The following is a 14415-nucleotide window of genomic DNA, read 5'->3' as shown; positions in this document are numbered from 1 at the left end:
AAGGGTCGTTCAGGACGAAAAATGTCCTGAACGACCCTTTCCTGACGTTTCACATCGGTCTAGCCAGGACTACTACGCGTCGGCCTTCGGGGCCTCGGCCTTGTCACCCTCGGCGGGCTTCTCGGCGGCGTCCGCAGCGTCGTCTTCCTTGACCACGATCAGGCTGATCTTGCCGCGGTTGTCGATGTCGGCGATCTCGACGCGGAGCTTGTCGCCCACGTTGACCACGTCCTCGACCTTGGCGATCCGCTTGCCGTTGCCCAGCTTCGAGATGTGCACCAGGCCGTCCTTGCCCGGCAGCAGCGAGACGAACGCGCCGAACGCGGCCGTCTTCACCACGGTGCCGAGGAAGCGCTCGCCGACCTTGGGCAGCTGAGGGTTGGCGATGGCGTTGATCTTGTCGATCGCCGCCTCCGCCGACGGGCCGTCGGCCGCGCCCACGTAGATCGTGCCGTCGTCCTCGATGGAGATGTCGGCGCCGGTCTCCTCGGTGATCGAGTTGATCATCTTGCCCTTCGGGCCGATGACCTCGCCGATCTTGTCCACCGGGATCTTCACGCTGGTGACGCGCGGAGCGAACGGGCTCATCTCGTCCGGGCCGTCGATCGCCTCGGCGATGACCTCCAGGATGGTGAGACGAGCGTCCTTCGCCTGCTTCAGCGCGGCCGCGAGGACCTCCGACGGGATGCCGTCGAGCTTCGTGTCGAGCTGCAGCGCGGTGATGATGTCCTTGGTGCCGGCGACCTTGAAGTCCATGTCGCCCATGGCGTCTTCGGCGCCCAGGATGTCGGTCAGCGCGACGTAGCGGGTCTCGCCGTCGACCTCGTCGGAGATGAGGCCCATGGCGATGCCGGCGACCGGCGCCTTCAGCGGGACACCCGCGTTCAGCAGCGCCATGGTCGAGGCGCAGACCGAGCCCATCGAGGTGGAGCCGTTGGAGCCCAGCGCCTCGGAGACCTGGCGGATCGCGTACGGGAACTCGTCCCGCTTCGGCAGGACCGGCACCAGGGCGCGCTCGGCGAGCATGCCGTGGCCGATCTCGCGCCGCTTCGGCGAACCGACACGGCCGGTCTCGCCGGTGGAGAACGGCGGGAAGTTGTAGTGGTGCAGGTACCGCTTCGTGGTCTCCGGGGAGAGCGAGTCGATCTGCTGCTCCATGCGGAGCATGTTCAGCGTGGTGACGCCCAGGATCTGGGTCTCACCGCGCTCGAACAGCGCGGAACCGTGCGCCCGCGGGATCACGGCGACCTCGGCGGCGAGCGAGCGGATGTCGGTCAGGCCACGGCCGTCCATGCGGATCTTGTCCGTGAGGACGCGCTTGCGCATGATCTTCTTCGACAGGGCCTTGAACGCCGCGCCGATCTCCTTCTCACGGCCCTGGAAGGCTTCGCCCTCGCCCAGGCCGATCTTCTCCAGCACCGCGGCCTTGACCTGGTCGGTCGCGTTGTCGCGGTCCTGCTTGCCCGCGATGGTCAGGGCGTTCGCGAGGTCGTCGGTCGCGATGGCGGCGACGGCGTCGTACGCGTCCTGCTCGTAGGCGAGGAAGACCGGGAACTCGCCGGTCGGCTTGGCGGCCAGCTCGGCCAGCTGCTGCTGGGCCTCGCACAGCACCTTGATGAACGGCTTCGCGGCCTCGAGGCCCTCGGCGACGGCGATCTCGTCCGGCGCCTTGCCACCGGCGGCGATCAGGTCGAGCGTCTGCTCGGTGCCCTCGGCCTCGACCATCATGATGGCGACGTCGTCACCGACGATGCGGCCGGCGACCACCATGTTGAAAGTGGCCTCTTCCAGCTGCTTCCAGGTCGGGAACGCGACCCACTGGCCGTCGATCAGCGCGACGCGGACGCCGCCGACCGGGCCCGAGAACGGAAGGCCGGCGATCTGCGTCGAGGCCGAGGCCGCGTTGATCGCGAGGACGTCGTACGGGTCCTCGGGGTTGAGGCTCTGGACGGTGATGACGACCTGGATCTCGTTGCGGAGACCGTCGGCGAACGACGGGCGCAGCGGCCGGTCGATCAGGCGGCAGGTCAGGATCGCGTCGGTCGACGGGCGGCCCTCGCGACGGAAGAACGCGCCGGGGATGCGTCCGGCGGCGTACATCCGCTCCTCGACGTCCACGGTCAGCGGGAAGAAGTCGAAGTGGTCCTTCGGGTGCTTCGACGCGGTGGTCGCCGAGAGCAGCATGGTCTCTTCGTCGAGGTACGCGACGACGGCGCCGGCGGCCTGACGGGCCAGGCGGCCGGTCTCGAAGCGGACGGTGCGGGTGCCGAAACGGCCGTTGTCGATGACGGCTTCGGTTTCGTGCACGGTGACTCCGGTGGAGTCGGTCATAAGGTGTATCTCCTCTTTTGATCCTCTGTAACGGCGCGAGTCTCCCACCCTGGGACCTGTTTCGCCTGCGGACGCTCGAGGAGTGAGGCCGGTCTTCGATCGAAGCCCCCGGGCCGTTGCCCGGAAGCCACTACCGAGGACCGGCGGACGGTTCCTCGTGCGCGCTCGCGCCGCGTGTTGCTGCACTTGGACCGAGGGGGAGCGACCGCAGTGGTCACTCCCCCTCGGGTTCAAGCTATCGGCGCAGGCCGAGACGCTGGATCAGCGCACGGTAACGCTCGATGTCCACCTTCATCACGTAGTTCAGCAGCCGGCGGCGGCGGCCGACCAGCAGCAGAAGCCCGCGACGGGAGTGGTGGTCGTGCTTGTGAGCCTTGAGGTGCTCGGTGAGGCCGACGATGCGCTTGGTCAGCAGCGCGACCTGGGCCTCCGGGGATCCGGTGTCCGAGTCGTGCACGCCGTACTCGGCAAGGATCGACTTCTTTTCTTCGGTGGACAAAGCCACAGTGGTGCTCCTAGATACTCTGTGCCGTGCGGCCCGGACGATGCTTCACGCCGGGTGAGACGGTCACGGCCGCCACGGACTGCAGCCGGACCCAATCATCGAGGTTACCAGCCTCGTGATCAGCGGCTTCAGTCGCGGGCGTGGTTCAACGCGTACGACCGGATCACCCGGTAGCGCGAGACGCCCTGCTCACGGTCACTGCTCATCAGAACGGCCTCGGTCGCCGTCCAAGTCTCACTGGTGAACCCGGCCAGCCGCTCCTCCCACGCGCTCGCGGCGTCCGGCCGGTCGCGGGGGAAGCGGGCCAGTGTCAGGTGGGCCACGTACGGCCTGCCCTCACTCTCCGCGCCGGCCCGCAGGGCCAGCTCGTGGAGCCCGGTTCCGGACACACTCAACCACAGCACCCCGGGGAATGTCGCGGCCTTTTCCAGCCGGAGGTCGAGCGGGCCCGCGCCCGCCAGCCGTCCGGCGAGCCAGTCGCCTCGTCCGGCCGGGTCGTCCGCGCCGTAGAAACCGAGGGTGACGTGCCAGTCCTCCCGCGGCGACCAGCGGAAACCCTCGCCGCCGGGAGTCCCCAGCGCGGCGGCGACCTGATCGAGGACGCGATCCGGCGGGATCAGCGCGCTGAAGAGTGTCACGAACCGTTCTTGGCCGCCCGGCGCAGCAAATCCGCCAGCGACGGGAAATCGTCGTCGAGCAGCTTCGCGGCCTCGGCGAGGTCTTCGTCCTCGCCGATGTCCCGCAGCGCCGCGAGCACACCCTGGTCGTCGGCGACGGCCCCGACCGGGATGCTGTCCCGGCCCACCGTCGGCCGCGAGTCGCGGACGTCCTCCAGCGCCTCCTGCATGGCCTTGCGGTCCCCCGCGGCGACCGCGGGGACGAGCACCTTGCGCTCCAGCATGATCATCTTCGCCAGGACGACCGGGTTCCCGATCTTCGCGCGACGCCCGCTCATCACCTGGCTGAGCATGGGCGCGCTGATGCCGAGCACCTCGGCGAGGAAGGCCTGGGAGATGTCGAAGGCGACGACCAGTCTCCGCACCCGATCGCCGAGCGGCTCCCCGTACCACTCCTTCTGCAGCGCGATGTTCCGCTGGACGATCTTGTGGTCCTCCACCTGGTCCGCTCCCCTAACCCCATCGAACGCCACGCGCGCGGTCCGTGACATCTTGCCACCGGAACGCACCCTGGCGGGCGTGTTTGTCGATTCTCGTCCGGCCGTGGCCGGGTCCGGTCAGTCCTGCTCGCCGAGCAGTTCCCTGGTCCGCGCGACGTCCTCGTCGATCTGTTTCACCAGACCCTCCGACGTCGGGAAACGGACCTGATCCCGCAGCTTGGCGACGAAATCGAGTGCGACGTGCTGTCCGTAGAAATCCTCGTCGATGTCGAGGACGAAGGCCTCGACGGTGCGCTCCCGCCCGGAGAAGGTCGGGTTGGTCCCGACGGACACGGCGGCGCGCAGCCGGCTGCCGGAATCCGACGAACGGGTGAACCAGGCGCTGTAGACACCATCGGCGGGCACCGCGGCGAAACGCGGCGTCGACAGGTTCGCCGTCGGGTAGCCGAGGTCGTGCCCCCGGCCGTCGCCCCGGACGACGATGCCCTCCAGCCGATGCGGCCTGCCGAGCGCCTCGGACGCCGCCACGACGTCCCCGGCGTCGATGCACGAACGGACGTAGGTCGAGGAGAACGTGATGTCGTTGTCCGCCTGCTCCTGCGCGAGCAGGCCCTGCAGTTCCGCGCCCTGCGCCACGAAACCGAACCGCTTCCCCAGCGTGCGGAGCAGGCCGACGTCACCGGCCGCCTTCGCGCCGAAGGTGAAGTTCTCCCCCACGATCACCGCGGCCGCGTGCAGTTTGTCCACCAGCACCTCGTGCACGAACTCGTGCGCCGTCAGCCGCGACAGCTCCAGGGTGAACGGCAGCACGCAGAAGACGTCCGCCCCCAGGCCCTCGACCAGTTCCGCCTTGCGGCGCAACGTGGTCAGCTGCGCGGGATGGCTGCCCGGCCGGATCACCTCCGACGGATGCGGGTCGAAGGTCAGCACCACGCTCGGCACGCCGCGTTCGGCGGCGGCGCGGACCGTCCTCGAGATCAGCTCCTGATGACCGCGGTGCACGCCGTCGAAGACGCCGATCGTCACCACGCACCGTCCCCAGCTCCCGGGGAGGTCACCCAAACCACGCCAACGCTGCACTTCTAGCCCCGTCTCCTCAGGCCCGCTCCGCGCACCAGCCTAGGCGGGCAGCAACACGACGACCGACCGGGCCAGTTCGCCTTCGTCCGCCGCGAGGGCGAGCACGCGACCGTCCGGCCCGAACATCCCGTACGTGCCCTTGATCCCGGCCGCGGGCACCCTCTGTCCATATCGGACCGCCTGCGCCGTGCGGGCGTCCAGATCGCGGCGCGGGAACGCGGCGGCGACGGCGGCGTCGAGGTCCAGCGACAGCTCCGGCTTGTCTTCGAGCTGGTCGAGGGTGCGGGCCTTGGCGAGGGTGAACGGGCCGACCGTGGTGCGCCGCAACGCGAGCAGATGTCCACCGGCCCCGAGCCCGGCGCCGAGATCGCGGGCCAGCGCCCGGACGTAGGTCCCCGACGAACATTCGACTATCGCGTCGAGTTCGATCCGGCCCGCCTCGCGGCGGGTGGCGAGCAGATCGAAACGGTGCACGGTGACCGGACGCGGCGGGATCACGACCTCTTCGCCCGCCCGGACGCGGGCGTACGCGCGTTTGCCGTCGATCTTGACCGCGCTGACCGCGCTCGGCACCTGCTGGATGTCGCCGGTCAGCGCGGCGATCCCGGCGGCGATCGCTTCGTCGGTGATCTTCTCGACGACATCCGGGGCGGCTTCGGCGATCGGCTCGCCCTCGGCGTCGTCGGTCGTGGTGGACAGTCCCAAGGAGAGGGTCGCGAGATAGGTCTTGCGGTCCAAGGCCAAGTGGCCGAGGAGTTTCGTCGCGCGTTCGATGCCGAGCACGAGGACACCGGTGGCCATCGGGTCGAGGGTGCCGGCGTGCCCGACCTTGCGGGTGCCCATGAAACGACGCGCCCTGGCGACGACGTCGTGGGAAGTCATCCCGGACGGTTTGTCGACGATGACGAGACCGGGCGGCGGGGCTGGACGTTTCTTGGCAGGAGCCTGATTGGGGCGCGACACGGGCCGAACCCTATCTTTCGGGCCTTCGCCTAGGACGAGACGGGCAGCGGCGCTTCGGCGTCCCAGCGGCGGCGCCGGATCTGCACCGGGATCGCCTCGCCGCGAGCCTCCGCCTCGAACAGCAGAGCGCGGGTGCGCCGCCACCACACGAGCATCCGGAAGGTGCCGAACGCGAGCACCGCGATCACCGACAGCAGCGCCAGGCGGAACGTACCGCCCGTCCACTCCAGCAGCACGCCGACCGCGAGGGCCGAGATCGTCGTGGCCACGAATCCGCCGACGTTCACCACGCCGGTCGCGGTGCCGACGCGCGCGAGCGGGTTGTAGTCCCGTGCCAGCGCGAAACCGATCATCGACGCCGGGCCGCCGAGGGAAAGGAAGGCGAACACGGGGACCAGGACCGCGACCGGGATCGTGCCGCCCCAGCCGAGCAGGATCACCCACATCACCGCGGCGCCGCCGATGTACCCGCCGACGAGCGGCATCCGCAGCGACGGGCGCCGCCCGATCAGCCCGCCGATCACGGGGCCGCCGAGCATCGAGCCGAACACGAACACGATCAGCAGCGAACTCGCGGTGGCCTTCGGGTATCCCTGCCCCTGCACGAGGAACGGGACACCCCAGAGCATGGTCAGCACGTTGGGCGCGAACATCGTGCTGAAGTGGACCCAGAACCCCAGCCGGGTGCCCGGGGTGCGCCACGCGTCGGCGACCTGGCGGCCCAGCAGCTTCGGGTGCACCCGTTCGCGCACGGGCGCCGGGCGGCCGGGCGGGGAGTCCTTGACGCGAAGGGCGACGACGGCGGCGTACAGCGCGGTCACCAGGCCGACGGCGAGGAACGTCGGGGTCCAGCCGGGACCGTCGAGCAGCAGGCCGAGCGGGACCGTCGCGGCGAGGTTGCCGACGTACCCGATGGCCCCGGTCAGCGCGGCGAGCAGGGCGTACTGGCGGCCGGGGAAATGCGCGGCGATCAGCCGCATGATGCTCACGAACGTCAGCGCGTCACCGAAGCCGACGACGGCGCGGGCGACCAGGCCGAGCGGGTAGGAATCGGCGACCGCGAGCAGGATCTGGCCGAGGCCGAGGAAGAACACGGCGGCGGTGAGTACCCGGCGTGGGCCGTAGCGGTCGACGAGGACGCCGGTGGGGATCTGCATCGCGGCGTAGACGCCGACCTGCAGGACGGTGAACGTGCCGAGCGCGGCCGCGCCGACCCCGAACCGGTCGGCGGCCTGGAGCCCGGCGACGCCGAACGAGGTGCGGTGGAAGACGGCGAGGAGATAGACGGTGACGGCGGCGAACCAGATGAACCAGGACCGGCGGGTGGCTCGGCCTGTCACGGTGTTTCCTCCTCGGGACGGTTTCGGACGGGAAGACGCCCGCGCTGCCGCCTCATATAGTTGTAGCTCCTAAGCAACGGTGAAACATAGCCGTTACCCGGGTGCTTTTCGCCACAGCGCCGGCCGCCACCACCGCGTTTCGTCCTCTGAATGCGGTAGTCGCACGCGCAAGGACCGCATCCAGAGGACTAAACGCGGACGGCGCCTTCCACGGCCCACCGGCCCGAGCGCCACCGCACCAGCAGGGTCGCCAGCCGCAGCAGCATGAACAGCGAGAGCCCGGTCCAGATCCCGGCCAGCCCCCAGCCGAAGGCGAGCGACAGCCAGATCAGCGGCAGGAACCCCACCGCCGCGCTCAGCAGGGTCGCGTTACGCAGGAAGGCGGCGTCGCCCGCGCCGAGCAGGACGCCGTCGAGTGCGAACACCACCCCGGCGATCGGTTGCAGCGCGACGAAGAACCACCAGGCGTGCGGGATCTGGCCGAGGACGGCCGCGTCCGAAGTGAACACTCGCGGCAGCACGCCGGCCACCGACGCGAACACGACGCCGAGGAAGCAGCCGAACACCAGGCCGTAGACGGTGATCTGGTTCGACACGCCGCGTGCCCGTTTGCTCGCCCCGGCGCCGAGCGCGGCGCCCACGAGCGACTGCGCGGCGATGGCGAGCGAGTCCAGCACCAGCGCGAGGAACGTCCAGAGCTGCAGCACGACCTGGTGCGCGCCGACGGCCTCGGTCGACGTCCGCGCGGCGACCGCGGCGGCGGACACGAAGCAGGCCTGGAACGCGAGACTGCGCAGCACCAGATCCCGGCCGAGGCCGAGCTGGGCGCGCATCACCTTCGGCTCCGGGCGCAGCGGGACCCGCTCCCGCACCAGGGCCGCGATGAACAGCGACGCCGAGATCACCTGCGCGACGACGTTCGCGATCGCCGAACCTTCCAGCCCCCAGTCCGCGCCGTACACCAGCACCGGGCACAGCACGGCCGAGATCCCGTTGCCCGCCAGGACATAGCGCAACGGTTTCGCGGAGTCCTGCACGCCGCGCATCCAGCCGTTGCCCGCCATCGTGATCAGGATGAACGGCGTGCCGAACAGCGCGATCCGCAGCCAGGAGACGGCGGCGTCGGTGATCGCGGCGTCCCCGGACAGCACGCGGGCGATCGGAGCGGCCAGCAGCTGCCCGGCGACGATCACCACCAGCCCGACGATCACCGCCAACCACGTCGCCTGGACGCCTTCGCGGACGGCGTCACCACGGCGGCCCGCGCCGTGCAGCCGCGCCGTCCGCGACGTGGTGCCGTACGACAGGAACGTCAGCTGGCTCGAAACCTGCGACAGCACGACACCGCCGACGGCGAGGCCCGCCAGCGGCAGCGCGCCGAGATGTCCGACGACGGCCGTGTCCACCAGGACGTACAGCGGTTCGGCGGCGAGGACGCCGAGCGCGGGCACGGCGAGGCCGAGGACGCGTTTCGGCGGGACGCGCTCGTCGGGTTCGGAAGCTTCAGGCACCACCGCAGACTAGACGTCTGGTACGACAGTCCCAGTCGCCGGGAAACCCGCCGGGCCGAAGCGGGCGTGCTTCACCCCGGTGGCGAACGCCCAGTACCGGTCGCCGTAGGACCAGTGCCACCATTCGCTCGGGTAGTTGACGAATCCGGTCGCGGTCATCGCGTCGATGAGCGTTTCCCGGTTGGCACGCGCTTCGGGACCGATCAGCGCGGACTCGGTGAAGCATTCCGTCCCGTATTCCGGCGGCGTCGCGTTCACGTCGGTCCCCATCGGCAGTTCGACGCCGTCGACGGTGCACAGCGTGAGGTCCACCGCTCCCCCGGCGACATGCGGCGCGACTTCCGGCGGTGACACGTAGGTGGCGGCTTCGGCGGCCACCTGCCCGGACGGCCATTCCGGGTTGGCGCGCGCGATCCGGGCCATGCTGTCCTCGAAGTACCGCTCCTGCACCTCCCTCGGCCGGAAGCCCTCGACGACGAGCAACCGGAGCCCGCGCGGGAGCTGGCATTGCGCCGCGACGAGCCGGTCGGCGACGCTGAGCCGCACGTGCGCGAAGGCACCCCGATCGTCGGCGAGCCTGGGGTCGATCCGGATGGCGCCGGTTTCCCGCAGGTCCACCAGGGGTTCCCCGCACTCCCGGACGGGCACGGCGGCGATACGGGGATCCGACAACGACACGAACGAAGACATGGGTCCCACTGTCGACGAGCGTCCTTCAGGAACGCTGTAACCCGGTTACAGCGAAGGCGCCCGATTTGGGTACTTTGGGAGGGGTCGCGAGTGGCAAAGAGGGTTACTGAGAGGCAAGTCAAACATGGCGTGATGGAGTTGGTGGCGAGAGCATGCTCACCACAGAGACCTGGCGCGCCCATGACTGTCCACAAGGGACAAATTCAGAGGCAAATTGCCCGATTTAGCCACTTTGCGCAGGGGTCGTGAGTGATTTGGGTGGTTCTAACCCTCATTAGCACTCACGACCTCGTCCAGAAACGGACATAAAGGCATCAATCGGATGCCCGATCGACGCGATATGTCCCTTGTGGACACTCGGGATCAGGCCTGTCCGCATCGCCAGTCCAGACTCTAGTGGCACACCACTTTAGAACGACCCGAATCACTCACGACCCCGCCCGGTTACAGCGGAGAGTTCCCGATACTCGCGGGCACCGTAGGTCCGGAAGATCTAGCACGCCTCCGCGGTCATCCGCTCCCCCGCCCGCACGTCGCCGAGCGCGTCGTGGACCTCCGCGAGCGTGCGCAGGGTCCGCGCCCGGAACAGTTCGGCGCGCAGGTCGGTCCACCGCCGGAGCGAGTCCTCCAGGCAGTCCTTCGCTTGGTACAACCGGCCTTCCGCGAGATGCACCTCCCCGACGACGCGGAGGGTGCACGCGTGGCCGAAGGCGTCGCCGAGTTCACGGCAGACCTCCAGCGCGTTCTCCGCCAGCCGCCGCGCCGCGACCGAATCCCCGCGCCGCAGCAGCGCCTTGGCCAGCGCGCGTTCGGAATACGCGGCCAGCATCCGGTCCTCGGTGCCCTCGAACACGGCGAGCGCGGCACGTGCGCACTCTTCGGCCTCGGCCCACTCGCCGCGGGCGCGGTGATACAGCGAAAGGCTGCGCAGGGTCAGCCCTTCACCGCGCCGGGACCCGGCCGCCGCGAACGACGCCCGCGCCTCGGTCAGCGCGGTCAGCGCTCCCGGGTATTCGCCCAGCTCCAGCCGCACCGTGCCGGCCAGCCGGTGGACGTGGCCCATCGCCCCCGGATCGTCCAGCCCGGACCACATCCGCCCGGCCCGGTCCAGGAAATGCACCGCCTCGGGCAGGTAGCCCTGCTCACGGCAGGCGGCGCCGAGCGCGGCGAGGGTGGCGGCCTCGCCGCGGACGTCACCGGCGGCGCGGAACATCGACAGCGCCTGGCTCAGATGCGCGCGGGACCGGGGGAAGTCGTCGTGCTCGTAGTACAACTGCCCGAGCCCCGCCAGCAAAGTCGCCTCGCCCAAGGCGTTCTCGGTGCGGCGGGCGGCGGTGAGCGCCGCGTCGTGGGTGCGGCGCCAGGAGCCGAGCGAATCGTCGAGCACCCGGTTGTGCCCGCCGAACGCGGTGCCGCACAAGGCCGACGAGAGCCCGACCGCGATGTCGACCAGGTCCAGTGCCGCCGCCAGCTCGACGGCGGTGGTCATCGCCTCCTCCTCGGCGCGGAACCATTCGTACGGCCTGGCCACGACCCGCCGAGCGATCTCCTCCCCGACCGGACGGCCCAGCCGGGAGATGCCCTGGATCGACGGCACGACCGGCGGCAGGGTCTCGTTGATCCGTTCCACCAGCCAGATCCAGCCACCGAGCACCCGCTCGACGGTGGCGGCGCGGTCCGCGGCGGACTCCTCCTCGACGGCACGTTCCAGCGCGAACAGGCGGACGAGGTCGTGCAGCCGGTAACGCATGAGCCCCAAGGGATCCACGCCGTCGACTTCGAGCAGCGACACGTCGACGAGGTCTTCGAGCACCTGCTCCGCGTCGTCCGGATCGGACTCCAGCGCCGCCGCGGCGACCCACGCGGGGAAATGCGCGAGACCGAGCGATCCCAGCCGTCGCAACGCGGTCCGCGCCGCCTTCGGCAGGAGCGTGTAGCTCAGGTTGATGCTGGCCCGCACCTCCTGGTCGCCGACCACCAGCTCGTCGAGGCGGCGCTGCTCCTGGGCCAGGCGGTTCGCCAGCCGGGACAGCGACCACTGCCGCCGGGACACCAGCCGCGCGCCGGCGACGCGGATCGCGAGCGGCAACTGCCCGCACAGCTCGGTGATCTCGGCGGCCGAAGCGGGCTCGGTGCTCGCCCGCTCGGCCCCGACGATGCGGGTGAGCAGGTCGAGCGCGGCGTCGGCGGGCAGCACTCCCAGTTCGCAGAAGGTCGCGCCCGCCAGTGCGGGAAGCCGGTTGCGGGAAGTGACGATCACCGCGCACCCCGGGCCGCCGGGCAGCAACGGGCGGACCTGTGCCTCGTTCGCGGCGTCGTCGAGCACGACGAGCGTGCGGGTGCCGGCGAGCACCGTCCGGTAGCGGGCGACGCGTTCGTCGAGCGAGCCGGGCGGCGTCGTCGCGGGGTCGAAGTCGCGCAGGACGCGGCCGAGCACTTCTTCGGCGGTCGCGGGGCTGCCGGTGGAACCGTGGAGTTCGAGATGCAGCTGCCCGCCGGGGAAGTGCTCGGCGATCTCGTGCGCGATCCGGTGCACCAAAGTGGACTTGCCGACGCCGCCCGCGCCGGACACGACCGCGACCGGCATCTCGCCGGGCCGCACCAGGGTCGCGCGCAGCTCCGCGAGTTCGGGCGCGCGGCCGGTGAAATCGGGTGGCGGCGACGGCAGCTGCCGCGGGGTGCGGGAGGTGACGGCCGGGAGCAGGGCGGCGTCGGACCGCAGGATCGACTCGTGCACCTGGCGCAGCTCCGGGCCGGGATCGATACCCAGCTCGTCGGCCAGCACCTTCCGGCCGCGTTCGTACACGTCCAGCGCTTCGGCCTGCCGTCCGGACCGGTACAACGCGACCATGAGGCCGCCGCGCAACCGTTCCCGCGTGGGATGCAGGGCGACCAGTTCGGTGAGTTCCGCGAGCAGCCGCGGGCCTTGTCCCGCCGCCAGATCCGCGTCGACGCGCTCCTCGACGACGGTCAGCCGCAGCTCGTCCAGCCGGCTCGCTTCGGCGCGCAGGAACGACTCCCCGATCCCGCCGAGCGCGGGGCCCCGCCACAGGGCGAGGCCGGAGCGGAAGAGGTCCGCCGCCCCGGTGTGGTCACCGCCCTGCGCGGCCTGCCGTCCCCGTTCCACCAGCCGCTCGAACATCCGCACGTCGAGGACGTCCTCGGCGACGTCGGCGCGGTAGCCGTTCCGATCGGACACGATGACCTGCGGCAGCCCCGCCGCGTCGAACGCACGGCGCAGCGTCGCGACATACGTCTGCACCACCGCGCGGGCGGTCGTGGGCGGCTCCTCGCCCCAGACCACGCCGATCAGCCGTTCGGCGGGCACCGTCCGGCCGTAGCCCAGCAGCAGCGCCGCGAGCAGCGTGCGCGGTTTGACCCCCGGGAGCGCGATCGGCCCCGACGGGCCCGCCACCTCCACCGGCCCGAGCAGAGAAAACCTCATCCGTCCCTCCCCAGAGCGGATCCACCTCCAGCGCGCCGCCTCGCTGTAGCCCGCGTTGAAGCGGGGCTACAGCGGCCTCCCGCAGCCTCTGTGTCGTCCACTCCACATCATGCTCAGGAAAGGTCGTCATGAACAGCTCCGGTTCTCCCAGAGCGGTCCGGTTCGCCGCCGCCCTCATGGCCCTCGTGACAGTCGTCGCAGGCTTGCTCACGTTCGGCACGCGGAACGAGGCGAGCGCGGCGTCCACGGTGGGCGGCGCGATCACCCGCGCCGAGATCATCGCCCGTGCCAAGTACTGGTACGACCGGGGTGACACCTGGTACAGCCAGGACCAGGCGGACGCGATCTCCGACGGCACCGGCGGGAAGTACCGCCCGGACTGCTCCGGCCTCGTCGCGATGGCCTGGCACCTGCCCAAGAAGTCCGACGGCTGGGACCTCAACACCGGCGACTTCGAGTCCTATTCGCACAAGTCCTGGCTGCCGAGCCTGCACGATCTGCTGCCCGGTGACGCCCTGCTCAAGAACGGTCACATCGAGCTGTTCGAAAAGTGGGTCGACCCCAAGGACCACTCGGCGGGCGCCTGGGTCTACTCGGAGAACACCTACGGCCAGAAGACCAACCACAACACCAACTCCTGGTCGGAGATGACCACCTACCGCGGCATCCGCTACGACAAGGTCATCGAGAAGTCCCTCGACGGCGGGGACTTCGACGGCAACGGGGCGGGCGACATCCACGCCACCGGAACCGGCACCCTGACGATCTGGAACGGCAAGGGCAACAACAACTTCGGCACCGCGGATCCCGTGGGTGGTGGCTGGGACGGCTTCACCCGCCCTGCGGCCGGTGACTTCAACAAGGACGGCAAGACCGACCTCGCCGCCGTCAAGAACGGCACGCTCTACGTCTGGAACGGCAAGGGCGGCAACAAGTTCGGCGCCGCCGACGCCGTCGGAAGCGGCTGGGAACCCTTCAGCGCCCCCGTCGCGGGTGACTTCAACAACGACGGCGTCAGCGACCTCTCCGCGGTCAAGGACGGCACGCTCTACATCTGGAACGGCAAGGGCGGCAACCACTTCACCCCCGCCGACTCCGTCGGTGGCGGCTGGGAACCCTTCACCGCGCCCGTCGCGGGCGACTTCGACAATGACGGGAAGACCGATCTGGCCGCGGTGCGCGACGGCAACACCCTCTACATCTGGAACGGCAAGGGAAGCAACAAATTCGGCGCCGCCGACGCCATCGGAAGCGGCTGGGGCAACTACCACGCCACCCTGATGTCCCTCGGTGATGTCGACAAGGACGGCCACAGCGACATCGGTGCCGTCAACAAGAACACGGGCACCCTTTACCTGTGGAACGGCAAGGGCGGCAACAAGTTCGGTCCGGCCGACGCCCTCGGCGGCGGCTGGCTCCCCCACTTCTGAAAC

11 protein-coding genes are annotated in these 14415 nt (G+C 70.1%); 1 reads left to right on the top strand and 10 read right to left on the bottom strand.

What is annotated here, in order from left to right; translation table 11 throughout:
- Positions 1-72: 72 nt before the first annotated feature.
- The 10 genes from AORI_RS52170 to AORI_RS52125 all read right to left on the bottom strand — a co-directional run bounded on the left by AORI_RS52170 (position 73) and on the right by AORI_RS52125 (position 12982).
- Entirely contained in the window at positions 73-2331 is a 2259-nt protein-coding gene (locus AORI_RS52170) for a polyribonucleotide nucleotidyltransferase (RefSeq protein ID WP_016332617.1), read from the bottom strand.
- Between the two features lie 235 nt (positions 2332-2566).
- Positions 2567-2836 carry a 30S ribosomal protein S15 gene (rpsO, locus tag AORI_RS52165; RefSeq protein ID WP_003084034.1) on the bottom strand — a complete coding sequence of 90 codons (270 nt, stop codon included), beginning with the start codon at positions 2834-2836 and terminating at the stop codon, positions 2567-2569.
- A 128-nt stretch (positions 2837-2964) separates the two neighbouring features.
- On the bottom strand, positions 2965-3474 hold the full coding sequence (gene thpR, locus AORI_RS52160; RefSeq protein ID WP_016332616.1) for an RNA 2',3'-cyclic phosphodiesterase: 510 nt from the start codon (positions 3472-3474) through the stop codon (positions 2965-2967).
- The gene (locus AORI_RS52155) at positions 3471-3953 is read right to left on the bottom strand and encodes a helix-turn-helix domain-containing protein (protein WP_016332615.1); all 483 of its coding nucleotides are present in this window, start codon (positions 3951-3953) and stop codon (positions 3471-3473) included. Before AORI_RS52155 ends, thpR begins: the two co-directional genes overlap by 4 nt.
- A 117-nt stretch (positions 3954-4070) precedes the next feature.
- Positions 4071-5033 carry a bifunctional riboflavin kinase/FAD synthetase gene (locus tag AORI_RS52150; protein WP_076153369.1) on the bottom strand — a complete coding sequence of 321 codons (963 nt, stop codon included), beginning with the start codon at positions 5031-5033 and terminating at the stop codon, positions 4071-4073.
- A gap of 39 nt (positions 5034-5072) precedes the next feature.
- On the bottom strand, positions 5073-5996 hold the full coding sequence (gene truB, locus AORI_RS52145) for a tRNA pseudouridine(55) synthase TruB (RefSeq protein WP_016332613.1): 924 nt from the start codon (positions 5994-5996) through the stop codon (positions 5073-5075).
- Positions 5997-6025: 29 nt separating this feature from the next.
- Positions 6026-7336, bottom strand: a complete 1311-nt coding sequence (locus tag AORI_RS52140; RefSeq protein WP_016332612.1) for an MFS transporter — start codon at positions 7334-7336, stop codon at positions 6026-6028.
- 188 nt (positions 7337-7524) lie between these two features.
- On the bottom strand, positions 7525-8850 hold the full coding sequence (locus AORI_RS52135) for an MATE family efflux transporter (RefSeq protein WP_016332611.1): 1326 nt from the start codon (positions 8848-8850) through the stop codon (positions 7525-7527).
- A 6-nt stretch (positions 8851-8856) separates the two neighbouring features.
- A complete protein-coding gene (locus AORI_RS52130) occupies positions 8857-9537 on the bottom strand; it encodes a M15 family metallopeptidase (protein ID WP_016332610.1) in 681 nt (226 codons plus the stop codon).
- A gap of 493 nt (positions 9538-10030) precedes the next feature.
- On the bottom strand, positions 10031-12982 hold the full coding sequence (locus AORI_RS52125; RefSeq protein ID WP_016332609.1) for an AfsR/SARP family transcriptional regulator: 2952 nt from the start codon (positions 12980-12982) through the stop codon (positions 10031-10033).
- A 185-nt stretch (positions 12983-13167) separates the two neighbouring features.
- Between AORI_RS52125 and AORI_RS82410 the strand changes: the two genes are divergently transcribed.
- On the top strand, positions 13168-14412 hold the full coding sequence (locus AORI_RS82410; protein WP_158509123.1) for an FG-GAP repeat domain-containing protein: 1245 nt from the start codon (positions 13168-13170) through the stop codon (positions 14410-14412).
- Positions 14413-14415 lie beyond the last annotated feature (3 nt).

It is taken from the genome of Amycolatopsis keratiniphila (assembly GCF_000400635.2).
Taxonomy (GTDB): domain Bacteria; phylum Actinomycetota; class Actinomycetes; order Mycobacteriales; family Pseudonocardiaceae; genus Amycolatopsis; species Amycolatopsis keratiniphila.
This window is presented reverse-complemented; position numbering and strand designations above follow the sequence as displayed.